Origin of the sequence: Agrobacterium sp. InxBP2 (genome assembly GCF_026191755.1) — a bacterium.
Classification (GTDB): Bacteria; Pseudomonadota; Alphaproteobacteria; order Rhizobiales; family Rhizobiaceae; genus Agrobacterium; species Agrobacterium pusense.
Genome location: NZ_JAINDY010000034.1, coordinates 259,962 through 282,802 on the forward strand (window position 1 = coordinate 259,962; position 22,841 = coordinate 282,802).

Consider the following 22,841-nt stretch of genomic DNA (forward strand, 5'->3'; position numbering starts at 1 on the left):
GTTTCGGCAGGCAGGTGGCGGTGGAAGGGATGGGCGATGCCCGTCTCCGTTCTTCTGCATCTTGTCGTCGTGGCGATTTTCCTTTTCGAATTGCCGGAGCGTGTAGCCGAGCCGCAGGAACCGGAAAGCATCAGCGTCGATCTGGTGCCACCGCCTGAGGAAAAAAAGGCAGAAGAGGCCCCGCCGCCCGGTGAGGAGAAGGCGAAAGAGGAAAAACCGCAACCTCCGCCACCACCTCCCGCGCCACCGGCTGAAGAAGCGAAACCGGTGCCGCAACCGCAGGCGACGTTGCCTTCCATCGCCATGCGGCCGGAAGAGGCGCAGGCAGACCCTGAGGACAAGGCCGGCAAGACTGAAGAAGCGGAAAAGACACAGCCATCCGCAGAACCGCCGCGCGAGCCCGAGAAAGCGGCCGAGAAAAAGCCTGCGCCCGCCGCCGCCAACAGCGACCTCAAAGCTTCCGCCGAGCAGGGAGAGATCGCGGTTGCGCCGATGAAAGAAGAAACGTCACCGGAGCAGCCGCCAGTACCGCAACCAAAGCCGCCTGAGGAAAAGCCTTCTGAGGCAAGGGAAAACAAGCCCGCGAAACTTCCTGCGGCTAAGAGTTTGCTTTCATCGGCTTTACTGACACCGGCGCAGAGACGGCAGATGTTTGGCGATCTACCGCCGCGGCGTCGTATCGTGCAGCTTTGCCAAGCGGAAGCACTGGCCCAAATAAGACAGGTTTACGCTGATACCCGTGGCATGTATGGCTTTTCCGACACGGGCGGACGTATATCGGGCAATGTTCTTGACGCTACTGGCGGCGCATTCAACGTCGGCGACGTCTGGCGCGATGTCACGTTTCAATGCGAGGTGGATGTCGATAACTATGCAGTGACGGCCTTCAGAATTAAGATGGGGGACGTCATCACGCCAGCTGAAGCAAGGAAACGGGGTTTCACCGGTCGGTAGCAGATCGGTCGTCGAATTAAAAATGATCCGCCCCCAAACGCACGGAAAACCTCTCGGTTGACGTTTGTCACTTGTCGCTCAAACGCGCTCCGTATCGCCCACCAAAACCCCAATCCCGGCCATCAGAGCATCCTCGTCATAGGGCTTCCTGATAACCGGAACAGCGCCGAATTCATCCGGCACCATGCTGCCATCGGCGTAGCCGGTAGCGAACATGAACGGGATGCCACGGCGGTGAAGTTCCCGGGCGACGGGAATGGAGGTGTCCGAACCGAGATTGATGTCAAGAATTGCCACGTCAGGCACATAGCTTTTCAGCTTTTCAATTGCCATCGCAGACGAAGTCGCCGTTTCGATGGTTTTGATGCCGTTATCCTCGAGCATGTTTTCGACGTCCATGGCGATCAGCATCTGATCTTCGACGAGTAATATTTTCAACGGCTCCTCCCGGTTATAGCGGCTGGATTGCCGCGCGGGCTCATTTTCTGTCGGTATTTCGACACTTTCGGTGGCTGACGAGACATGACGGAAGGGCAGCATAATTTCTGCCTCCAATCCATCGGGCAAATAGCGCAACGTACTGCGTCCGCCGAGATCGTAAGGAATGCTGCGGCTGATAAGCGCCGTGCCGAAGCCGGCGCGGGATGGCGTCGGCAGCTTGGTGGTCAGCACTTCCCGCCACTCGATTTCGCAATCGCGGTTTTCGTTCACCCACCAGCGCACATGCAATTGCCCACCGTTCTGCGAAAGCGCACCGTATTTGGCGGCGTTCGTCGCCAGTTCGTGCAGAACGAGCGCCATGACGGAGAAGGCGCGCGAATCAAGTGTGACGTGGGGACCTTCGAGTTTCACCGTCGTTTCCGGGGAACGATGCGGCGACAATTCCGCGTCGAGAAGATCGCGCAGCGCGCCGCCGCCTTCGCCTCGGATGATCTGATCATGGGCAAAGGACAAGGCTTGAATACGGCCCTTCAGGGCAGCCACATATTCCTGCAGGGTCTTGCCTTCCTGTGAGGGATTGCCGACCAGCGATTTGATGATGGCGAGAACATTCTTGACGCGGTGGTTGAGCTCCTCGTTCAACATGCGCTGCCGCACTTCGGCGCGTTCCCTTTCGCCGGCCATTAGCTCGCTGTGATGGAAGGCGACCTCGACCAGCGCAATTCTGGCGGCTTCTGCTATTTCCCGGTCATCTTCGGACCAGGGCTGCGCCCTCTGATGCACCGTCTCTTTCCAGATCGCGAAACTCTTGCGTGGTGTGAGACGGTCCCCCATCGGGCCGGTTTCATAAGATTTTTCCGGATTGCCGGCCCAGTTCAGATTTTGCACGATCTCCTTGCGGAAAAACAGGAGATAGTCCTGTTTCACCTGAGAAAGTGGGATGGCGAGCATTCCAGCTGCCGTGTCGGCGTAGATTTCCGCCTCAGGTATCGCCTGTGACAGCGCATGGGTCGCCCAGACCCTGCCTTCCGAAGCCGAGGCGACGAAACGCGCGAGCCTTGGAATGGCGTCATGCGGTGGTGTTGCGCCATGGCCGTGCCAGTTGTTGTCTACCCAGAGACCGACACCATCACACGGCATCAGATCGGCAAAATCCTGAAAACTGTCGATCAGCAGTTCTTCGATATTGGCGTGGTGCGCGGCGAGCCGCAGGAAGCGATCGAGCGCGGCGTGGGCATGGTTGACGGTGTCCAGCCGACGTTTCTGCTTGAGGACCTGCAAATGCATGGAGAAGAATTCTCCAAACATTTCAGCGGCAATCCTCACCGGCATGGTCAGGACACGCGGGGAATAATGGTGACAGGCGATCAGACCCCAGAGGGCGCCATCGACAATCACCGAAATCGACATGGACGCGGCGACGCCCATATTGCGAAGATACTCGCAATGGATGGGAGAGACGCTGCGCAGATGCGCGAAAGAGAGGTCGAGCGGTTCGCCGGAGATATCGAGGGCGGGCAACACGGGAATTCGTGTGCCGCTGGCATCAGAGATAATGCGGAGCGTGTTTTTGAGATAAAGCGTGCGGGCCTGCTGGGGTATGTCGCTGGCGGGGAAATATTGGCCGAGGAAGCTTTCCAGTTCCGGTTGCTTTGCTTCCGAGACGACCTTGCCAGCTCCATCTTCCTCAAAGCGGTAAATCATTACCCGGTCGTAGCCAAGCGTCGCCTTTACCAGCCTGGTCGTTCTGGAGATGAGGCTTTCCACGCTGTCCGCCTCGCGAATGCGATCCACCATCTTGCGTGCGGTGCCCAGGGGCTGGGTTTCGCTGCGGGACGGTTCGAATTCGATGATCGTGGTGGATTTGTAGCGGTGGAGCGAAATGTCGAAGCTTCGGCCGTCGCCCATTTCCGTTGCGGGCAACATGGCCGGGCGCGTTGTCCTCCCGGTTACAGTCAGCGCGTTGCGGAGGTTGTGTACGAGGTCCTTGCCCAGAACCTCTTCGGCGGTCCGGCCATTGATATCGCCTTCCACACCCAGAATGTCGCAGCAATTTGCCGAATGCCGCAGCACCATGCGCAAAGCGTTATCGCAGGCGATGAGACAGCCGTGGGGTTGAATATAGCCGGGGATATGGATGGGCTCGCGGTCGCAATTGGTCAGATCGACACGATAGTCAGTGGGTGCCATGAGAAAGTCTTTCGCACCCTGTGTCAGTCCTGCGCTGTAAATGCCGTATTTGTCTATGGAAGGGATAGCCTGGATAATTCATTATTATATTGCCAACCCTTCCCCGTTTTATGCAACTGCAGTGGCGGTTTTCCGTTCTGCTGTCATGGGCTGTTATCGCCCTGTCGTCTTATACTTATCGCCATCGGATAGAATTTGACATGGGGCAACGTTCGCAGCGCCGATTTTGTTCCCGACTATTTGAAAGAAAAACGTGCCGCAGAAGAAAATAATCATCTCTACCCACGGGCAGGGCCTTTACGAGTTTACCTCTGAAGCAAAAGGCTTTGTAAATCAGGCCGGCGTAACGGAAGGCTTGCTGACAGTCTTTGTCCGGCACACGTCCTGTTCCCTGCTCATCCAGGAAAATGCCGATCCCGACGTCCGAAGCGATCTCACGGAGTTTTTCTCCCGTCTTGTCCCGCCTTCGAGCGATCCTTCCATGCGGTGGGTTGTCCACACCCTGGAGGGGCCCGACGACATGCCCGCCCACATCAAATCGGCGCTCACGATGGTTTCCATCGGCGCTCCCATCACGGATGGCAGGCTTGTGCTTGGCACCTGGCAGGGCCTTTATCTCTTCGAACATCGCGATCAGTCGCATCGGCGCGAAGTCGTGCTGCATATCTCGCCGTGATGTGCGGATCCTGATCGGGGTGTGCGCGTTAACCACCCTGAACGCCTGCTGAACATTCGGTTCTGCTGATATTCAGATGGGCGAGTCTAGGGTCTCGTCAATCGCCGGGGGATGTTCCCCCGACGTCAAAGAAACAAACGGAGTGAGTTCATGTTCAGCACCTTCGCAAAAGCCGGCCTGGCTGCCCTCATCGCCCTTGGTGGTATTTCCGTCACCGCTCCAGCTGCTTCGGCCGGCTCGGATGTACAGTTCCGAGTTCAGGTTCAGGATGGTTATGGTCATCGTCCCGGCTGGGGCCGCCCGGATCGCCCGCGCCGTGGCTGCTCGCCCTGGCTTGCGGAAGAAAAGGCAAGCCGCATGGGTCTTCGCCGCGCGCGTGTTGTTGATGTATCTCCGCGCCGCGTCGTCGTTGCAGGTTTTGACCGCCACGGCCGTGACCGCATCGTATTCGCCAATGAGCGCGGCTGCCCGGTAATCCGCCGCTAACGGCAGCGATCCTGATCGATCTGCCGGCATCCCCGTCCCGGCAGATGGACAAAACGCCCCTCGCTTCCTGAACGGTAGCGAGGGGCGTTTCATTTTATCTGTGCTATGGCGGAGGCCGAGCCGGTGCGGGCGACCCAAAAGCCGCCCCTTGCCGATTACTGCTCGAGCGCGAAGGTGACGTTGACCACAACGCTGTAGCTGTTTTCACCAGAGGCAATCGGGACACTGTCCGCTTCCTTCGCCATGGAGGCGCGCATCATGGCCTGCGGCACCGGCATCGGGCGCTGCGTGTTTTCGGTGATCTGGATAACACGGCCGAGCTTTACGCCAGCAGCTTCCGTCAGGGTCTTGGCCTTGGAAAGAGCGTCGGCCACGGCCTGTTTGCGAGCCTCGGTGACGGTGGCTTCAGGCTTGTCGTTGGTGAAGCTGATGTCTCCACCCTGGTTGATGCCGAGCTTGACGGATGTATCGAGGATCGCGCCGAGTTTCTTCAGATCCCGCACCCGAACAGTCAGGCCGTTGGATACCTGGTAACCGGTGATTTCGGGAGCGACATAGACACCGTCCTTTGGCTCATAATGCTTGTAAAGCGGCTGCACCGAGAAGTTGCTGGTCTGCAGGTCACGATCCTCGATCGCCGCCTCCTTCAGCGCCTTCAGAACATCGGCCAGCGCCTTTGAATTTTCCGAAAGAGCGGCGGCCGCGGTTTCTGCCTGCTTGACGACGCTGAACGACAGGATTGCCATATCAGGAGCGATGGCCGCCTGGCCTTCGCCGGAAACGCTGATTGTGGCTTCACGCGGGGTGGCCTCCTGCGCGAGCAACTGGCCGGAGAGCGGCATCATGGCTGCTGCTGTCATTGCGGTAAGTGCAAAAAGGCGGGCCGATTTTGTCTTCATGGTGTTTCCTCGTTGATTGAGTCCCTTGAACGGGTATTGCCTTAGATTGTGTAGCTAATACGGCGGCACTGTTTAGCGAAAGCATCAATGGCTTGTCGGGCTGTAAAAATTGCGTTAGAGCGTGACCACCGGATTCGAACCATTGCGAAACCGGTGTTTCGGATAGCGTTTTCCGAAGGGGCCTGTAGCTCAATGGTTAGAGCCGGCGGCTCATAACCGCTTGGTTGGGAGTTCGAGTCTCTCCAGGCCCACCATTTTTCTTTTTTAATCAGATGGTTGTTGATTTTCTGTGCTGATCGCAGGGGTGCTGTCGCGCCTCACGCAGTGTCGGTGAGAGCGCGTGGTGGGGATGAAAATCGTGTCCCGCAATCTCATTCGCTGAAAGCAGCCCGGCTTGCCATTTGAAGCAAACCGGGTCGCAGGATCGGACATCAGTTGCAGACCCGCATGCTTTCGGTGTGCCAGCCGCCGTCATAGGAATTCGGAACCCGCCGGTCTTCAAACCAGCAGCGCGGCGGCGGCGGTGGCGGTTCGTAATAACGGGGGCCGCTATTATTGGCGATGGCGCCGCCGATCAGGCCACCGATGACGCCTGCGGCGAGGCCTCCGGCAATGGCTGCGCCATCGTTGTGGCGACGGTGTTCGCGATAGGGCGGTGGCGGCGGGCCGCCACGGTCGTAACCGCGATCGTAACGCGGACGGTAGGGATAGTCCTGCGCGCCGGCGCTGCCATAGGATGCGAAGATGCTGCCAGTGGCAACAAGCGCGGCAATCGTGGAAAGAATTATCTTTTTCATCGGGCTACTCCATAAGCCTGCTTCGGGAGATAGAGGCTCATTATGCCCGCATGATGGCACGGAACTGCTGAACGGCTTGTGAATGTTTCATTTTTACGGAGTTCATATTGTTCCGTTTTTTCGCAGAGCGGATCGTAGCCTGCGCTGATCTTCTGCAACGAAAAAAGCCCGGCGGATGGCCGGGCTTCGGGTCTACAAAACTCGATTGTGATCAGAACTTCACGCCGAGGCCCACCTTGACGGTGTGCTGGTCAAGGTCGGTATTGATGCCAAATATGTCCTTGTCGCCGTAATCGTTGTAACGATATTCCAGCCTGCCGAAGACATTGTCGGTGAAGGCGTAATCCAGACCTGCGCCAACGGTGTAGCCGTTGAAGGTGGCGCTATCCTTGCCGGCGCCGGGGGTGTCGATGAAACCGCGTGTGGCGGTCCAGCCGGCGGTGCCATAAAGCAGGGCGCGATCGAAGGCATAACCAACGCGGCCACGAACGGACCCTTGCCAGTCGGTGCCGATATTCACACCCGCATAATCATTGTCATTCCAGTTATAGTCGACGTCACCCTCGATGCCGAGAACGAAATTATTGTCGAACTGGTAATTGTAACCGGCGAAGGCGCCGAGAATGCCGCCATCGAAATTATCCGAGCCTATGGGGGCACCGGCCGAAAAATCACCATTTGCCCAGCCCGCGCCACCTTGAATACCAAGATAAGGACCAGACCAGGTGAAGACCGGCAACGTTTCCTGTGCGACCGGGGGCGCCGGTGTTTCGTAGACGGCATCCGCGGCCATTGCGGTGCTGGCCGAAAGGGCCAGGAGCGACGTTACGATCAGCGTTTTCATCGTTTTCTCCCTGAGCTGACTGATATGTAGCATAGTTTAGTAACTTTTAATATGGGGTGGCTTTCGGCGGTGCCAAGGGGCGGCTTGTCGTCCCTGCCGGCTGGCCTACTGACCTCCATGCCGCGGCGTTTCGTTATGTCCCGCCATGCTGTTCTGATGCTGCGAACGTCTTCGGCGGCGTTTGGTTCCCTTCGCCGTTCCTTCTGAGGACCGCAATGCCGGCGCTATCTGTCACGCTTGGTTGTCTTGACACCGGGGGGAGCGCCCATAGAGTTGTGGCTGACGGCTGCGATGCCGGTGCTTCGCGCCATATGCTAGAGGCTTGAGCCGCCGTCGAGATAATACCCAAACGACCGCCTCGCGCGGCCGTTTGTGGCTGGAAGGGCATGGGAGGGCAGAAACGTATGGAGCTTTATTTTAGCGGAGGAGGGGCGACGTGATTGTCGGAGCCGTTCTCAGCGCCATTCTTCTCCTCACCCTTATTGCATTTCCGCGGCATCTCAAACCGGTGGTCATTTGCCTGCTCCTGATATGGGCCGGCACGGCTGCCTTTGTCATTTACGACTGGCGTCGCAGCAGCCAGCGGTTGGAGCATATCGTCGCGACTGCCGGGTTCGAGGCCACCTGTCCGGATCCTGCACTGCCCATTCGCGTCAGCTTCCGCAATGATAACAATGTCGCGGTGCAGCGTCTGACCTACACGCTGGAGGGCTTCGAACCGGCCTTTCGAGCTTCCGTATCGTTCGATCCCTATCAGGTCAGCGAAAGGCGGATCGAAGCCGGGGAAACCTTCGCCGCCTGCCGGACATTTCGCCTGCGCAACAACGAGCGGGTGGAACCGCAAAGGCTGGAGTGGCGGGTTACCGTCATTTCCGCCGAATTTGATTGAAGAGATCACGCCGGTGCCGGCAATCACGGTATTTTGAGAATTTATGCTTGGGTCCAAAGGCCCTGCATTGCAACCGCTCCATGGGCCTGCCGTGCCCCGGCTGCTTGCGAAGCGCACGGGCCGCGACGGGGCGTGACTTGTTTTCGCCGGTTTGCGGTGTCATCTGCCACACATTCGATTGATGTCGCGGGTTGATGTTTTGCGTATTTTTCTGAAGTTTTTGAAGATCACGGCTATTGGCCTCGTTGCCCTCCCGGTTTTGGCCGGCGCACATATGGGCATCGGCCAGCTGACGGGGAATTTTCATGAGGTCATTCCCGGCGAGCTTTATCGTTCGGCTCAGCCGAGTGGCAAGGACATCGCCGCTTACGCCAAGGCCTATGGCATCAAGACCATCATCAACCTGCGCGATGAAAAGCGTGAAGCCTGGTATGATACCGAAAGCAAGGCAGCGAAAAACAACGGCATCCGGCTGGTCGACTATCCGCTGAGCTCAAGCGAGAAAGTCTCGGTGGAAGATTCAGAAACGCTGGCGGCGGTGCTGCGCAATGCGGAAAAGCCTGTTCTCATCCATTGCGAACATGGCGCGAACCGCACCGGGCTTGCCTCTGCGATCTATGTGGCCGCCGTGGCAGGCAAGAGCGAGGCGGCCGCCGAGTTTCAACTTTCGCCCTATTACGGCCATGTGCCGATCCCCGGCATCGGGCGTTATGAAATGTATCAGTCCTGGGATGACTTCGAGGAAACCATCGGGTTCTGACTGCTGCTTTATCCTCGGCCCAATGCCGGGGATCTAACCGCGTTGCGTCCGGCCGATAGGCTGCAGATGCCCGGGACAAGCCCGAGCATGACAGTGGAGAAGTCTTCGAACGCCGTTGCGAACAACGCGCTTAATAAACCCCGCCGCTTTCCCCGATCACCCTTGTCAGGCTGCCCGTAGCCGGGAAAAGCGGGATGAGGCAGGCCTGGAGGGCGTGGTATATATCACCCTTGCCGGGGAACAGCGTGTGAGCGGGAACCAGATTTTCCGTCAGTTCCTCATGCCAGCCGCCATTTTCATGGTCGATGAAGCTGTTGGCGATGGTGCTCCAGATGCGGCGGTAGCTGTCTTCATAGAACGGGTCCGCCGGCAGGTTTTCGTTGAGAAAATGGGCCGCACCCGCCGCTTCGCACATGGGCCACCAGAGCTTTGCCCGCTTGTCGGGATTGTCGTTCCAGTCGAGCGTATAAAAGAAGCCGCCCTTTTCCCGATCCCAGCCAAGCGCCATGGATTGCACGAACAGCGATTTGGCGGCCACCGGCATCCAGTCGTGGCGGCGATCACCCAACACCCAAAGCTGGAGTAGGAGGCGCGCCCATTCCAGCCAATGGCCGGGGGTGGAGCCGGAGGGACGGAACATCTCGTTGCCGCGATAGTCCTTGTCGAGTGTCCAGTTGTCGTCGAAATGCTCCGGAACCCGGAAATCCAGTTCACCGGCGCGACGGCGGATGAGAAGATCGGCGATGCGTTCGGCCTTGCCGAGGTAGTTTTTGTCGCCGGTCACCTCATAGGCGGCCATCAACGCTTCGGTCAGATGCATATTGGAATTCTGGCCGCGATAATTATCGATGGGCGACCAGTCGCGGTTGAATTCCTCGGCGATCGCGCCGTGCTTTTCTTCCCAGAAACGGGTTTCCAGCACTTCGGTAATATCGGCCAGCATCTGGTCGGCGAGCGGGTGGCCGACGGTCTTGGCGGAGGAGGCGGCCAGAAGCACGAAGGCATGGCCGTAACCCTGCTTGGTGGCGTCCAGGGGGCCGGCATCGTTAACCTGCCAGAAATAGCCGCCATGCTCGCTGTCGCGATGCCTGTTCCAGAGATAGGTCATGCCGTGGTCGACAATATCGCCACAGCCCGGACGTCCGAGCAGATGGCCGATGGAGAAGCAATGCACCATGCGCGCGGAGGCATGGATGCCGCGCACGGGATCGTTTGCCTGCAACGGCGCGCCCTTGACATCGAGATCGAAGAAGCCGCCGGCAGTATTGAGCGCCCGGTACTGGAAGAAGTCGAAAAGCCCCTCGGCCTGCTTTACCAGCCACTGGCGGTGCCAGGGCAGGGTATTCCAGTTTCGGCTGTTGTGATCGTCCTCAGACATCGCGTCCTCCATGCGGTTTGCTGCTTCGGCTTATATCCTTGCCGTATAAACCTGTCATCTGTCAGCGATATTTCGTAACGTGACGCAACGACGCAAAGCCATGCCTGTCCCTTGAAGATATATTGACATAAACATATCTTTATGTGACTTGACGACGTGCGATCTTGCAAATCGAAATGAGGAGTATGCCCGTGTTTGACGATCTGTTTGGCCCTGAAGGGGCAAAGCGCGACGGCGCGGAAATTTTCAAGGCGTTGCGCGAAGCCGCCAGCGAGCGCATCCTCATTCTCGACGGCGCCATGGGCACGCAGATCCAGGGTCTCGGTTTTGACGAAGATCATTTTCGTGGTGACCGCTTCATCGGCTGCGCCTGTCACCAGAAAGGCAATAACGACCTTCTGATTCTGACCCAGCCGGACGCTATCGAAGACATCCACTATCGCTACGCCATCGCGGGTGCGGATATTCTCGAAACCAACACGTTTTCCTCGACCCGCATCGCGCAGGCCGATTACGAGATGGAAAATGCGGTCTATGACCTCAACCGCGAGGGTGCGCAGATCGTCCGCCGCGCCGCCCAGCGCGCCGAGCGGGAAGATGGCCGCCGCCGTTTTGTCGCTGGCGCCATCGGCCCCACCAACCGTACGGCCTCGATTTCGCCAGATGTCAACAATCCCGGTTACCGCGCCGTCAGCTTCGACGATCTGCGCATCGCCTATGGCGAGCAGATCGACGGCCTGATCGACGGCGGCGCCGATATCATCCTCATCGAGACGATCTTCGATACGCTGAATGCAAAGGCGGCGATCTTCGCCTGCGAGGAGCGTTTCGAGGCCAAGGGCATCCGCCTGCCGGTCATGATCTCTGGCACGATCACAGACCTATCCGGCCGCACGCTTTCCGGCCAGACGCCGTCTGCCTTCTGGAATTCGGTGCGCCACGCCAACCCCTTTACCATCGGCCTTAACTGCGCACTCGGTGCGGATGCAATGCGTCCGCATCTGCAGGAATTGTCCGATGTCGCCGATACCTTCGTCTGTGCCTATCCGAATGCAGGCCTGCCGAACGAGTTCGGGCAATATGACGAAACGCCTGAGATGATGGCGCGTCAGGTGCAGGGTTTCGCCCGCGACGGCCTCGTGAACATCGTTGGCGGTTGCTGCGGCTCGACGCCGGAGCATATCCGGGCGATTGCCGAGGCGGTGAAGGATTACAAGCCGCGCCCGATCCCCGAGCACAAGCCCTTCATGTCGCTTTCGGGCCTTGAGCCCTTCGTGCTGACCAAGGACATTCCCTTCGTCAACGTCGGCGAGCGCACCAACGTCACCGGCTCGGCCAAGTTCCGCAAGCTTATCACCGCCGGTGATTACACGGCGGCGCTGGCCGTTGCCCGCGATCAGGTGGAAAACGGCGCGCAGATCATCGACATCAACATGGATGAAGGCCTGATCGATTCCGAAAAGGCGATGGTGGAGTTTTTGAACCTCATCGCTGCCGAGCCCGACATCGCCCGCGTGCCTGTCATGATCGACTCGTCGAAGTTCGAGATCATCGAGGCCGGTCTGAAATGCGTTCAGGGCAAGTCGATCGTCAACTCGATTTCGCTGAAGGAAGGCGAGGAGAAGTTTCTCCAGCAGGCGCGGCTCGTCCACAATTACGGCGCGGCAGTCGTTGTCATGGCCTTTGACGAGGTGGGGCAGGCGGATACCTATCAGCGCAAGGTGGAAATCTGCGCGCGGGCCTACAAGCTGCTGACCGAAAAGGCCGGCCTGGCGCCTGAGGACATCATCTTCGATCCGAACGTCTTTGCTGTCGCGACCGGTATCGAGGAGCACAATAATTACGGCGTTGATTTCATCGAGGCCACTAAGACCATCCGCGAAACCATGCCGCTTACGCATATTTCCGGTGGCGTTTCCAACCTTTCCTTCTCCTTCCGCGGCAATGAACCGGTGCGCGAGGCGATGCATGCCGTGTTCCTGTATCACGCCATCCAGGTTGGCATGGATATGGGCATCGTCAACGCCGGTCAGCTTGCGGTTTATGACAATATCGACCCGGAGCTTCGCGAGGCCTGCGAGGACGTGGTGCTAAACCGCCGCGATGACGCGACCGAACGCCTGCTGGAGGTCGCGGAGCGTTTCCGGGGCACGGGCGCCAAGGATACCAAGGTTCAGGATCTTTCCTGGCGTGAACTGCCCGTCGAGAAAAGGCTGGAGCACGCGCTGGTCAACGGCATCACCGAATATATCGAGGCCGATACGGAAGAGGCGCGCCAGAAGGCGGAGCGTCCGCTGCACGTCATCGAAGGGCCGCTGATGGCCGGCATGAACGTGGTGGGTGACCTCTTCGGTTCGGGCAAGATGTTCCTGCCGCAGGTGGTGAAATCCGCTCGCGTGATGAAGCAGGCCGTGGCGGTGCTTCTTCCTTACATGGAAGAAGAAAAGCGCCTGAACGGCGGCGAGGAGAAGAAGGCGGCCGGCAAGGTGCTGATGGCGACCGTCAAGGGCGATGTGCACGATATCGGCAAGAACATCGTCGGTGTCGTTCTCGCCTGCAACAATTACGAGATCATCGATCTCGGCGTCATGGTGCCGACGACGAAAATCCTCGAAACGGCAATCGCCGAAAAGGTGGATGTGATCGGCCTTTCCGGCCTCATTACGCCGTCGCTGGACGAGATGGTGCATGTGGCCGCAGAAATGGAACGGCAGGGTTTCGACATCCCGCTGCTAATCGGTGGTGCGACGACGAGCCGTGTGCATACGGCGGTAAAAATTCATCCGCGGTATGAGCAGGGGCAGGCGATCTATGTGACCGACGCCTCGCGCGCCGTGGGCGTCGTGTCGGCGCTTCTCTCCGCCGAGCAGAAGCCGGCTTATATCGACGGTATTCGCAGCGAATATGCCAAGGTGGCAGAGGCTCACGCCCGCAACGAGCGTGAGAAGCAGCGCCTGCCGCTTACTCGCGCCCGCGAGAATGCGCACAAGATTGAATGGTCGAGCTATAGCGCCGTCAAGCCACAATTCTTCGGCACCAAGGTGTTCGAGACCTATGATCTGGAAGAGCTTTCCCGTTACATCGACTGGACGCCGTTTTTCCAGACCTGGGAATTGAAGGGCCGCTTCCCCGCGATTCTCGATGACGAAAAGCAGGGCGAGGCGGCGCGTCAGCTCTATAGCGATGCGCAGGCGATGCTGAAGAAGATCATTGAGGAGAACTGGTTCCGGCCGCGCGCGGTGATCGGCTTCTGGCCGGCTAATGCGGTGGGCGACGATATCAGGCTGTTTACCGATGAGAGCCGTAAAGAAGAGCTGGCGACCTTCTTCACGTTGCGCCAGCAGCTTTCCAAGCGAGACGGACGTCCCAACGTGGCGCTGTCCGATTTCGTCGCGCCTGTCGATAGCGGTGTTGCCGATTATGTCGGCGGCTTCGTGGTAACGGCGGGTATCGAGGAAGTGGCGATTGCCGAGCGTTTCGAGCGGGCGAATGATGATTATTCGTCCATCCTCGTCAAGGCGCTGGCCGACCGTTTCGCGGAAGCCTTCGCCGAGCGCATGCATGAGCGGGTGCGTAAGGAGTTCTGGGGTTATGCACCGGATGAGGCTTTTGCCGGTGATGAGCTGATTGGCGAGGCCTATGCCGGTATCCGCCCGGCACCTGGCTATCCGGCCCAGCCCGACCACACCGAAAAGAAGACGCTGTTTGCCCTGCTCGACGCCACCAATGCGGCGGGTGTGGAATTGACGGAAAGTTACGCCATGTGGCCGGGCTCTTCCGTCTCCGGCATCTATATCGGCCACCCCGAAAGCTATTATTTCGGCGTTGCCAAGGTGGAGCGTGATCAGGTGCTGGATTATGCGCGCCGCAAGGATATGCCGGTTGAGGAAGTGGAGCGCTGGCTCGGCCCTGTGCTCAACTACGTGCCGACGAACGGCGAGGAGAAAATCGATAGCGCGGCCTGATGGTTCACGCATTGCCGGGACAAATAAAAAGCGCGGGTCTTGCCCGCGCTTTTTTGTTTACTGTGGAACCTACGACCGCAATGCCGCCAGTTCCTCAATACCGACATGGCTCTCTATCTCGCTGCCGCGCAGATAGAGGTAGAGACCGATCGCGAAGGCGAGGACGGCGATGAAGACCAGATACCAGGCGTGGGCCATGGGGTTGATCGCAAGCGCCGTCGTCACGCCGATCGGCGTCAGGCCGCCGAAGACGGCATAAGAGACATTGTAGGCGAAGGAGAGGCCGGAGAAACGGACGGATGCCGGGAACGCCCGCACCATGACATAGGGCACCGCACCGGCCATGCCGACCGAAAGGCCCATGACGCCGTAAAGCAAGAACATGGTCTGAAGCGAGGTGCCGGCGTAGCTGTAGAAGGTGAAGGTGGCGATACCGAAGAAGATGCTGGCGCCCATGAAGAAGAGGCCGGAGCCGATACGGTCGATCAGCGCCCCGGCAATGATGACGCCGAAGATCAGGAACAGCGTGCCGAAGCTGGTGCCGGCGAGCGCCTGCGTTGGCGTATAGCCGTAGAGCTTTTGCAGGAAGGTCGCCGTCATCAGCGTGGTGACGACGATTGCCGCTGACAGAACCCAGGTCAGCAGGGCGGAGATGATCACGCCGCGCATATGGTGCTTCAGCACCAGCCCGAGCGGCAGCTTGTCCGTCAGTGACTTCGACTTCTTCATTTCCATGAAGATTGGCGTCTCTTCCAGCCAGCGGCGCAGATAAACGGCGATGAGGCCGAAAATGCCGCCGAGCAGGAAGGGGATGCGCCAGGCGTAACCGGCCACGTCTTCCGGCGTGAAAAGCGAATTGATGGCAAAGGCGATCAACGAGCCCAGCATGATGCCAAAGGAAAGACCGGAGGTGAGGAAACCACAGGCGAGGCCGACGCGGCGGAAGGGCACGTGTTCGGCAACGAAGGTCCAGGCGCCGGGCACTTCACCGCCGATGGCGGCACCCTGCAGCATGCGCAGAATGATGAGCAGGATGGGAGCGGCCACGCCGATGGTGGCGTAGGTCGGCATCAGTGCCATGCCCAGCGTGGAAAGAGCCATCAAGAGGATCGAGAAAGCGAAGACACGCTTGCGGCCGTAACGGTCGCCATAATGCGCCAGTACGATACCGCCGAGCGGCCGCACCAGATAACCGGCGGCAAAGATGCCGAAGGTCTGGATCATCACCAGCCAATCCGGCATCTCAGGCGGGAAGAACAGATGGCCGATCACGGTCGCGAAAAATACGAAAATGATGAAGTCGTAAAATTCGAGCGCACCGCCCAGGGCCGAAAGGCCGAGCGTTTTGTAATCCTGGCTATTGAGGGGCCGGGCTGCCGCCGGTGTGGTGGTGGGAGACATGAGGCTGCTTCTTTTCTAAATTTCGTATTACTTATGGGAATGCGGCAAGCACAGCGCGATTTCAAGCCTTATGCTGTTCAATCACTCAGGTATTTCGATGGGCTGTCGAGAAAGCGCCGCAGGAAGATTATGGTCTCCAACTCGTCATAAAGACGTTCGGTGATGCCATCCTCGTCGAAATGATAAATCGTTGCCTCTGGAATGGCCAGAAGGACGGGCGAATGGGTGGCGATGATCAATTGCCCGCCTCGATCGGCCGCATGGCGGATGAGCGCGGCGAGTTCGAGCTGTTTCTGCATTGAAAGCGGGCTTTCCGGTTCATCCAGAAAATAAAGACCGGCACCGTGCAACCTCTGCTGCATGATGTCCATAAACCCTTCGCCGTGGGAACGGCGGTCGAGGATATTGTTCCTGACGATCCTGCGAAATGTCTCGGGCGTTTCCTCTGGAAAACCCTCGCCTTTTTTAAGTGCCTTTTCCCGCTCCCAGCGAAAATCGTCCAGCGCTTCCTCATTCTGGCGGCGGATATAGCCAAGCACGTCTTCGGCGCGCAGAAACATGCGGACTTTCGGATATTTCTTGCGGGCGAAATAGAACGACTTCGCCACGGTCTCGGCGTGCTGAAGGTAAAGGTCGCCGGTTACCTGACCGTGATTGCCGATGGCATAGGCAGTCATTCCCGCCGCCAGTCCTTCCAGCAGCGTTGATTTGCCCGAACCGTTATTGCCGGCGAAAAAGGTGATCGGCGTCTTGAACTCAAGACGTTGCAGATGGCGTAGCGCAGGGACGGAGAAGGGATAGACGTTGCTTCCGTCGAGGTTCTCTTTTGTGGTTACGCTATCGAGAAACAGCATGTTGGGCTCCTCCTGACGAAAGACACTTAAACGGTGCCCCGTGTCAAAAGCCATTATCGCTATTCGAACCGGTCGATGATGCTGATGCCGCTTTCCCTGAAGCTGTCCATGGCGGGCAGGGCGGTTGCGGCCTCGGAAAGCGTGATGTGGCGGCCGATCAGCTTTTCCGGCGCGAGCCTGCCGCTTTCGATCATCGCCAGCATGTCCTCATAACGCCACGCCTGCATGCCGTGGCTACCATAGATCTCCAACTCATGCGCGATCACCCGCGCCATGGGGATGGCGGGCATGGCGTGGTTTGCCAGCATGAGGCCCACCTGCACGTGACGGCCGCGCCGACGCAGATTGCTGATGGAGTTGCAGCAGGTTTGCGGGTGACCCAGCGCATCGACCGAAACATGTGCACCACCGCCAGTGATCTCGCGCACCGCTTCGGAGACGTCGGCCACGGACCGGCTGTTGATGGTGGCCGTTGCGCCGAGCTGACGGGCCATTTCGAGCTTGTCTTCGGCGATGTCGATGGCGACGACCTGCGCACCGAGGCCGACGCCGATCATAATGGCAGACAGGCCGACGCCGCCGCAGCCATGCACCGCCAGCCATTCACCGCCCTTCAGGCGTCCTTGATCGGTCACTGCCCGGAAGGAGGTGGCAAACCGGCAGCCGAGGCCGGCCGCCGTTGCGTAGCTCATCGTATCGGGCAGATGCACGAGGTTCTGATCGGCATAATCGATGGCGACATATTCGGCGAAGGAGCCCCAATGGGTGAAGCCGGGCTGGAACTGCGCCTCGCAGACCTGCTGGTTGCCGGAGCGGCATTCATGGCAATGACCGCAGCCGGAGACGAAGGGCACGGTGACGCGATCACCGGTTTTGAAACGGGTGACGTTTTTGCCGACAGCGGCAATCACCCCGGCGAATTCGTGGCCGGGAACATGCGGCAGGCGAATATCCGGGTCATGTCCCATCCAACCGTGCCAATCACTTCGGCAAAGGCCGGTGGCCTTTACCTCGATGACCACACCGCCATCTGTCGGTTCCGGATCCGGCAGGGACGCGACAACGGGGGTCTCACCGAATCGTTCGTAATAAAGCGCGCGCATCATGGCCTCACATCGTTGGTATGCAGGTTCGAAGTCATACCTGCTCTACCATCTCCCGCAAATGGGCGAAGCGGTTTTGCGTCTGGAAAAGCGTTTTAGTCCTTGATGAGCATCAGGTCACCGGCTGCGAATTTCAGCGTGACCTGCTCACCGACGGCGGGCGGTGCTGTGCCGGGATCGTTGAACATGTCGAATGACAGCGTGGATCCGCCGAGATCGAGACGGGTGCGGATGACCGAGCCGAGGAACTGGCTGGAGGTGACCGTGCCGGAAATGGCGACATCGCCTTTCGCGTCGCTGCCGAGCGAACCCGCTTCAGGGCGCAGGGCAAGGGTGATTTTTTCACCGTTTGCCGCATTGACCGGCTTTTGCAGGGTGATCTGCTGCTCCCCGACCTGGATGGTGTTGGATGAGGAGTCCGCCACGATCGCGTCGATGAGGTTCAGCGTGCCCACGAAGGAAGCGACGAAGCGGGTCGCGGGCGTGTTGTAGATATCAAAGGGCGAGCCGATCTGGTCGGCGCGGCCGGCATTCATGACAACGATGCGGTCGGAAATCGACAGGGCCTCTTCCTGATCGTGGGTCACGAAAATGGTGGTGATGCCGAGTTTCTGCTGAATCTGACGGATTTCCTCGCGCAGCGAAACACGGATCTTGGCGTCGAGTGCCGAGAGCGGTTCGTCCAGCAAAAGCACTTCCGGCTTCGGCGCGAGCGCACGGGCCAACGCCACGCGTTGCTGTTGGCCACCCGACATCTGGTAGGGATAACGGTCAGCCAGATGCTCCAGGTGGATGAGCTGGAGCATTTCTTTCACGCGCGCGTCGATTTCGGCTTTCGGTTTGCCAGCGACTTTCAGGCCGAAGGCGACGTTTTCATAGACGTTCATGTTCGGGAACAGCGCATAAGCCTGGAACACCATGCCAATATTGCGCTGGTTGGGCCGGAGCGTTGTCTGGTCCCTGCCGTTGATGACGATCGAGCCTCCGGTCGGGATTTCGAAACCGGCGATCATGCGCAGTACCGTGGTCTTGCCGCAGCCCGATGGCCCGAGGAAGGAGACGAACTCGCCCTTTTCGATGGCCATGTTGAAATCATGTACGACCTGGACGGAGCCGAAGGATTTCTTGATGTTGCTAAGTGTCAAAAAGCTCATGAAATATTGTCCTCAGGCCTTGGGAGGCGCGCCCTTCTGGTAGCGTGAAACGAGTTGGATCAGACCGAGGCAACCCCAGGTGATGCCGAAGGAAATCACGGCAAGCGCTGCCGGTTCATAGGCGCGGTTGGCACCCAGCAGCTGCATGTAGGGGCCGAAGGCCGGGCGGTTCAAAAGGGCTGCCATGGTGAACTCACCGATGACGATGGCAAAGGTCAGGAAGGCGCCCGACAGCACGGCGACCAGAACATTGGGCAGGATGATGCGCGAGAGGATGGTCGTCCAGCCCGCGCCGAGGCTCTGCGCCGCTTCCGTCAGTGTCGCCACGTCGATGGTTCTGAGGCCGGTATCGACGGCGCGGTACATATAGGGCAGGGCGAGCGTGGCATAACCGAACATCAGAAGCAGGTTGGTGCCGAAGCTCGTGCCGGTCAGCGGCAGCCAGCTGGAGGTGTTGTAAAGCCTGATATAACCGAAGACGATGACGATGGCCGGGATGACCAGCGGCAGAAGCGTGATGAATTCGATATAGGGGCGCAGGCCCGGCAGTTTCAGACGCACCCAATAGGCGGTCGGCACCACCAGCAGGACGCCGAAAATGATGGTGAACAGCGCCATGACGACGGAATAGCTGAAGGTCTCCTGGAAGCGCGGGTCGCCCAGCACCTTGGCATAAGCGTCGAAAGAATATTCGCCGCGCCGCATTTTCAGCGAGAAATTGGTCATGCCGATCAGCGGCAGGGCGAAATAGAGCAGGCCGAAAATCAGCGCGCCCCAGGCGAAGAAACGCTTCATTTCAGCCACCTTTCGCTGCGGGCGCGCAGCCAGATATAAAGTGCATTGGCAATGCCTGTCACGACGATCATGCCGAAGGCGAGCGCGTAACCGAGATGCGGATTGCCGAGAACGTCGCCGCGAATCTGCGCGAAGAGCAGGATCGGTACGATGTTGAGCGAGGAGCCGGTGAGCGCAATTGCGGTGGCCACTGCGCCGAAGGCATTGGCAAACAGCAGCGACATGGTGCCGAGCAGCGACGGCAGCAAGATCGGAAAGGCCACCATGCGCCAATATTGAAAGCCGGTGGCTCCGAGAATTTCCGCCGCTTCGCGCCATTCGCGCTTCAGGCCGTCAAGCGCGGGCGTGATGATGAGGATCATCAGCGGAATCTGGAAGAACAGATAGGTGACGGTGAGACCCCAGAAGGACAGGATGTTGAAGCCGAGCATCCTGAGATCGATGCCGATCTGCGTCTTCAGGAAGACGGTCAGGAGGCCGACCGGGCCAAGCGTGGCGATGAAGGCGAAGGCAAGCGGTACCCCGGCGAATTGCGAGGCGACGCCTGAAAAGGTGAGAAGCGGTCCGCGGATACGCTGCGGCAGACCACCGAGCACTACGGCCGCGGCGACGGCAAAGCCGATCAGGCAGCCGAGCGCTGCAGAAGCGAGGCTGATCTTTATCGAGATCCAGTAGGCCGAAAGGATGGATGCGGTAAAAAGCCCTGCAATGTTTTCAAGCGTGAAAGTTCCGTCTGTCCGCTGGAACGCGCCAACGACGATCTTCATCGTCGGCATAATCAGAAACAGCAGCACAAAAACGGCAAAAGGTACGACGCCTATCCAATGCAGCGGCAGCTTTCTGCGCGCGTCGGATGGTCCGCCGGTGTTGGTTGATGGCATCCTTGTCCCCAAACGCCGTTTTCAAACGGTCTGTCTATAAAGGTCTATATTATAAAAGAAGCACCCCGGCTTTGATCGGCCGGGGTGCGTTTTCAACAATTTACTTCACGTTCGCGCCGACAACGCTATCCCAGCCGCCAGTGACGGCCGCCTTGTTGGCATCGACTTCCTCGAGCGTCGGGAAGATCGCCTTTTCATAGGCTGCTGCCGGCGGCAGGCTGTCGATCAGGTCCTGCGGAACCTTGCCGGCCTTGACCATGGCGTTGAAGCGGATCGGGTGGCAATAACCCTTCAGCCAGCCGAGCTGACCGTCGTCGGAGTAGAGGTGCTCCATCCACAGCTTGGCAGCATTCGGATGCGGGGCGTAAGCGGAAATGCCCTGCACGTAAACACCGGCGAGAACGCCCTTCTCGGGAACGACGACTTCCGTCGGCGGGTTGTCGTTCAGCGTCTTCTTCCAGGACAGCGCATTATAGTCCCAGGCAACGATAATCGGCGTGGCACCCTGTGCAAGTGTACCGGCCTTGCCAATAGTCGGCAGGAAGTTGCCAGCCTTGTTGAGGTCGGCGAAATATTTCAGGCCGGCTTCACCGGCTTCCTTGCCGGATTTTGCTCCGGTTGAAAGACCGGCGGCGAGAACACCGAGGATAGCCTGGTTGGAGGCGCGCGGGTCACCCGCAAGCGCGACCTGACCGGAATAGTCAGCCTTCAGAAGGTCTGCCCAGTCCTTCGGCGTTTCCTTGACAAGATCCTTGTTCACGAAGAACGACATCACGCCGTAATAATCGCCGTACCAGTAACCTTCGGGATCCTTGACGTTGTCAGGAATTTCGTCCCAGGTGGAGACCTTGTAGGGCTGCAGCAGGCCTTCGGCCTTCATCTGCGGGCCGAAAGCAAGACCGACGTCAATGACGTCAGGCGCCTGCGGGCCCTTATTGTCCTTGTTTGCCTTGACTGCTTCGACTTCGTCGGCGGAGCCGGCGTCGGGGTTCAGTTCATTGACGGTGATTTCCGGATATTTCGCCTTGAAGGCGGCGATCACGTCGCCGTAACCACACCAGTCGTGCGGCAGGGCGATGGTGGTCAGCATGCCTTCCTTCTTGGCGGCGGCGATCAGTTCGGCGCTCGGCTCAGCGGCGGCAATAGCGGTGGAGGCGATGACCAGTGCGGTGGTTGTAGCAAGCAGTCGGCGGCAGTGAGAGATCACTTTTTTCTCCTCTTCGTGTTCTCATATTGCGGACGCTGATACGGATTCTCGATGAAGCTAATGTGACGGCTGGATGGCAATTCATTTATCCGGATTCCGCCACTTTAAACCCATTTTCCGCCATTATCGGGCTTTTTGCCAGCAATTGCGGGAGTTGACCGTTTTTGTCCGTTAGACCAGATGCGTTCCCCAGCTTGGTTTTTCCCCTGCTTTATCGTGCTGGTAGCGATCGCAGGTATCCAATCAGCGTGCGGCATCGGCGTCAAGTCGTATGCCGGCTACGCATATTCACGTTCTGTCAGGGCGTCGGAACAGGCGTGTCTGTTCAAACAGGCCCTCCAGTGCGTTCATGCGTTCCTTGGTCTCGTCCCACGTGCCGCTCTGCACCGCTTCGATCAGCGCCTCGACGACAAAAAGCGTAACGACAGACGAATCCCACGCGGACGGGGCCTCTATTTTGACCCGGAAAATATGCAGCGCATGACGCGCCACCGGCGATGTCCACTGGTCGGTAAAGAGGATGATCTGCACCCCATTTGCCTTGGCCACCTCTGCCAGCGTCGTCATATCGTGCTCGTAACGGCGGATGTCGAAAATGACGAGCACATCGCCGGCGCTCATATTCAGCATATATTGCGGCCAGGCGCTGGAGTTGGACGACATCAGCGTTGTCTTCGGCCGGATCACCTGCATGTGGGTGAAGAAATATTCGGCAATCGCACCGGTGATGCGCCCGCCGACGAAGTAGATGCTGCGCTTGCGGTCGGAAAGCAGCGCGGCGGCATTGTCGAAGACGGCGGTATCGAGATCCCCAAGCGTATCGCGCAGATTGCCGGTAATGGCGTCGGCGAAACGGTTGAGAATGTGCAGGCCCGGCGCGTTGGTTGCCCAGCGGTCATGTTTGGCCACCGGACCGGAGATCGTCGCTTCCAGCTCCTGGTGCAGATGGGCCTGAAATTCGGGGTAGCCCTTATAGCCGAGCTTCTGCACCATCCGCGCCACTGTCGGGGTGGAAACACCGGCATTTTCGGCAATCGCGGTGATGCTGCCGAGGCCGGACACCGGATAATTGCCGAGCAGGCTTTCTGCCAGCCGTTTTTCGGAACGTGTCAGCGCGTCGTAATGGGCATGGATGACGTCCGACACGGTGGCCGCGGTGTTGCGCAA

Annotated in this window: 19 protein-coding genes and 1 tRNA gene; 7 read left to right on the forward strand and 13 right to left on the reverse strand. The window is 58.9% G+C overall.

Annotated features, from left to right (window positions below; translation table 11 throughout):
* Nucleotides 1–36: 36 nt before the first annotated feature.
* Nucleotides 37–954 carry a DUF930 domain-containing protein gene (locus K7A42_RS23065; RefSeq protein WP_282455944.1) on the forward strand — a complete coding sequence of 306 codons (918 nt, stop codon included), beginning with the start codon at nucleotides 37–39 and terminating at the stop codon, nucleotides 952–954.
* A 78-nt stretch (nucleotides 955–1,032) separates the two neighbouring features.
* Here K7A42_RS23065 and K7A42_RS23070 read toward each other — a convergent pair whose 3' ends face one another.
* Nucleotides 1,033–3,585 carry an HWE histidine kinase domain-containing protein gene (locus tag K7A42_RS23070; protein WP_282455945.1) on the reverse strand — a complete coding sequence of 851 codons (2,553 nt, stop codon included), beginning with the start codon at nucleotides 3,583–3,585 and terminating at the stop codon, nucleotides 1,033–1,035.
* 253 nt (nucleotides 3,586–3,838) lie between these two features.
* On the opposite strand from K7A42_RS23070, the gene K7A42_RS23075 reads away from it, so the two are divergent.
* Together K7A42_RS23075 and K7A42_RS23080 are read left to right on the forward strand one after the other, a co-directional pair.
* Nucleotides 3,839–4,261: a secondary thiamine-phosphate synthase enzyme YjbQ gene (locus K7A42_RS23075; protein ID WP_282455946.1), complete on the forward strand. Its 423-nt coding sequence runs from the start codon at nucleotides 3,839–3,841 to the stop codon at nucleotides 4,259–4,261.
* Between the two features lie 150 nt (nucleotides 4,262–4,411).
* Nucleotides 4,412–4,747 carry a hypothetical protein gene (locus K7A42_RS23080; RefSeq protein WP_004442876.1) on the forward strand — a complete coding sequence of 112 codons (336 nt, stop codon included), beginning with the start codon at nucleotides 4,412–4,414 and terminating at the stop codon, nucleotides 4,745–4,747.
* 155 nt (nucleotides 4,748–4,902) lie between these two features.
* Here K7A42_RS23080 and K7A42_RS23085 read toward each other — a convergent pair whose 3' ends face one another.
* Nucleotides 4,903–5,646, reverse strand: coding sequence for an SIMPL domain-containing protein (locus K7A42_RS23085; RefSeq protein ID WP_022556640.1), 744 nt, complete (start codon nucleotides 5,644–5,646; stop codon nucleotides 4,903–4,905).
* 178 nt (nucleotides 5,647–5,824) lie between these two features.
* Between K7A42_RS23085 and K7A42_RS23090 the strand changes: the two genes are divergently transcribed.
* Nucleotides 5,825–5,900: transfer RNA gene (locus tag K7A42_RS23090), tRNA-Ile, on the forward strand.
* 177 nt (nucleotides 5,901–6,077) lie between these two features.
* On the opposite strand, the gene K7A42_RS23095 is transcribed toward K7A42_RS23090, so the two are convergent.
* On the reverse strand, nucleotides 6,078–6,443 hold the full coding sequence (locus tag K7A42_RS23095) for a hypothetical protein (protein ID WP_006699675.1): 366 nt from the start codon (nucleotides 6,441–6,443) through the stop codon (nucleotides 6,078–6,080).
* A gap of 211 nt (nucleotides 6,444–6,654) precedes the next feature.
* Nucleotides 6,655–7,287 carry an outer membrane protein gene (locus tag K7A42_RS23100; RefSeq protein ID WP_022556638.1) on the reverse strand — a complete coding sequence of 211 codons (633 nt, stop codon included), beginning with the start codon at nucleotides 7,285–7,287 and terminating at the stop codon, nucleotides 6,655–6,657.
* A 436-nt stretch (nucleotides 7,288–7,723) separates the two neighbouring features.
* On the opposite strand from K7A42_RS23100, the gene K7A42_RS23105 reads away from it, so the two are divergent.
* Both K7A42_RS23105 and K7A42_RS23110 read left to right on the forward strand, forming a co-directional pair.
* Nucleotides 7,724–8,176 (forward strand): hypothetical protein, encoded by a 453-nt coding sequence (locus tag K7A42_RS23105; protein ID WP_112553951.1) that lies wholly within the window; start codon nucleotides 7,724–7,726, stop codon nucleotides 8,174–8,176.
* Nucleotides 8,177–8,375: 199 nt separating this feature from the next.
* The gene (locus K7A42_RS23110) at nucleotides 8,376–8,936 is read left to right on the forward strand and encodes a dual specificity protein phosphatase family protein (RefSeq protein ID WP_034498853.1); all 561 of its coding nucleotides are present in this window, start codon (nucleotides 8,376–8,378) and stop codon (nucleotides 8,934–8,936) included.
* Between the two features lie 130 nt (nucleotides 8,937–9,066).
* Here the strand turns inward: K7A42_RS23110 and K7A42_RS23115 are convergent, their stop codons facing one another.
* Nucleotides 9,067–10,326, reverse strand: a complete 1,260-nt coding sequence (locus K7A42_RS23115) for an AGE family epimerase/isomerase (protein ID WP_037089834.1) — start codon at nucleotides 10,324–10,326, stop codon at nucleotides 9,067–9,069.
* A gap of 179 nt (nucleotides 10,327–10,505) precedes the next feature.
* Here K7A42_RS23115 and metH point away from each other — a divergent pair, with 179 nt between their 5' ends.
* A complete protein-coding gene (gene metH / locus K7A42_RS23120; protein WP_282455947.1) occupies nucleotides 10,506–14,279 on the forward strand; it encodes a methionine synthase in 3,774 nt (1,257 codons plus the stop codon).
* Between the two features lie 69 nt (nucleotides 14,280–14,348).
* Here metH and K7A42_RS23125 read toward each other — a convergent pair whose 3' ends face one another.
* The 8 genes from K7A42_RS23125 to K7A42_RS23160 all read right to left on the reverse strand — a co-directional run bounded on the left by K7A42_RS23125 (nucleotide 14,349) and on the right by K7A42_RS23160 (nucleotide 22,841).
* The gene (locus K7A42_RS23125; protein ID WP_004442867.1) at nucleotides 14,349–15,680 is read right to left on the reverse strand and encodes an MFS transporter; all 1,332 of its coding nucleotides are present in this window, start codon (nucleotides 15,678–15,680) and stop codon (nucleotides 14,349–14,351) included.
* A 77-nt stretch (nucleotides 15,681–15,757) separates the two neighbouring features.
* Nucleotides 15,758–16,534 (reverse strand): AAA family ATPase, encoded by a 777-nt coding sequence (locus tag K7A42_RS23130; RefSeq protein ID WP_112635562.1) that lies wholly within the window; start codon nucleotides 16,532–16,534, stop codon nucleotides 15,758–15,760.
* 59 nt (nucleotides 16,535–16,593) lie between these two features.
* Nucleotides 16,594–17,637, reverse strand: a complete 1,044-nt coding sequence (locus K7A42_RS23135; protein ID WP_282456033.1) for a zinc-dependent alcohol dehydrogenase family protein — start codon at nucleotides 17,635–17,637, stop codon at nucleotides 16,594–16,596.
* A gap of 95 nt (nucleotides 17,638–17,732) precedes the next feature.
* A complete protein-coding gene (locus K7A42_RS23140; RefSeq protein ID WP_022556631.1) occupies nucleotides 17,733–18,791 on the reverse strand; it encodes an ABC transporter ATP-binding protein in 1,059 nt (352 codons plus the stop codon).
* A 12-nt stretch (nucleotides 18,792–18,803) separates the two neighbouring features.
* Nucleotides 18,804–19,586: an ABC transporter permease gene (locus K7A42_RS23145; protein ID WP_004442862.1), complete on the reverse strand. Its 783-nt coding sequence runs from the start codon at nucleotides 19,584–19,586 to the stop codon at nucleotides 18,804–18,806.
* Nucleotides 19,583–20,467, reverse strand: a complete 885-nt coding sequence (locus K7A42_RS23150) for an ABC transporter permease (protein ID WP_004442861.1) — start codon at nucleotides 20,465–20,467, stop codon at nucleotides 19,583–19,585. Before K7A42_RS23150 ends, K7A42_RS23145 begins: the two co-directional genes overlap by 4 nt.
* Nucleotides 20,468–20,567: 100 nt before the next feature.
* Entirely contained in the window at nucleotides 20,568–21,674 is a 1,107-nt protein-coding gene (locus K7A42_RS23155; RefSeq protein ID WP_006697730.1) for an ABC transporter substrate-binding protein, read from the reverse strand.
* A 288-nt stretch (nucleotides 21,675–21,962) separates the two neighbouring features.
* Entirely contained in the window at nucleotides 21,963–22,841 is an 879-nt protein-coding gene (locus tag K7A42_RS23160) for a MurR/RpiR family transcriptional regulator (protein ID WP_282455948.1), read from the reverse strand.

Bases quoted from the DNA above. Each gene is read 5' to 3' on its own strand.
- K7A42_RS23065 (WP_282455944.1), top strand. From the start codon at position 37: ATGCCCGTCTCCGTTCTTCTGCATCTTGTCGTCGTGGCGATTTTCCTT.
- K7A42_RS23070 (WP_282455945.1), bottom strand. From the start codon at position 3,585: ATGGCACCCACTGACTATCGTGTCGATCTGACCAATTGCGACCGCGAG.
- K7A42_RS23080 (WP_004442876.1), top strand. From the start codon at position 4,412: ATGTTCAGCACCTTCGCAAAAGCCGGCCTGGCTGCCCTCATCGCCCTT.
- K7A42_RS23085 (WP_022556640.1), bottom strand. From the start codon at position 5,646: ATGAAGACAAAATCGGCCCGCCTTTTTGCACTTACCGCAATGACAGCA.
- K7A42_RS23095 (WP_006699675.1), bottom strand. From the start codon at position 6,443: ATGAAAAAGATAATTCTTTCCACGATTGCCGCGCTTGTTGCCACTGGC.
- K7A42_RS23100 (WP_022556638.1), bottom strand. From the start codon at position 7,287: ATGAAAACGCTGATCGTAACGTCGCTCCTGGCCCTTTCGGCCAGCACC.
- K7A42_RS23115 (WP_037089834.1), bottom strand. From the start codon at position 10,326: ATGGAGGACGCGATGTCTGAGGACGATCACAACAGCCGAAACTGGAAT.
- K7A42_RS23125 (WP_004442867.1), bottom strand. From the start codon at position 15,680: ATGTCTCCCACCACCACACCGGCGGCAGCCCGGCCCCTCAATAGCCAG.
- K7A42_RS23130 (WP_112635562.1), bottom strand. From the start codon at position 16,534: ATGCTGTTTCTCGATAGCGTAACCACAAAAGAGAACCTCGACGGAAGC.
- K7A42_RS23135 (WP_282456033.1), bottom strand. From the start codon at position 17,637: ATGCGCGCGCTTTATTACGAACGATTCGGTGAGACCCCCGTTGTCGCG.
- K7A42_RS23140 (WP_022556631.1), bottom strand. From the start codon at position 18,791: ATGAGCTTTTTGACACTTAGCAACATCAAGAAATCCTTCGGCTCCGTC.
- K7A42_RS23145 (WP_004442862.1), bottom strand. From the start codon at position 19,586: ATGAAGCGTTTCTTCGCCTGGGGCGCGCTGATTTTCGGCCTGCTCTAT.
- K7A42_RS23150 (WP_004442861.1), bottom strand. From the start codon at position 20,467: ATGCCATCAACCAACACCGGCGGACCATCCGACGCGCGCAGAAAGCTG.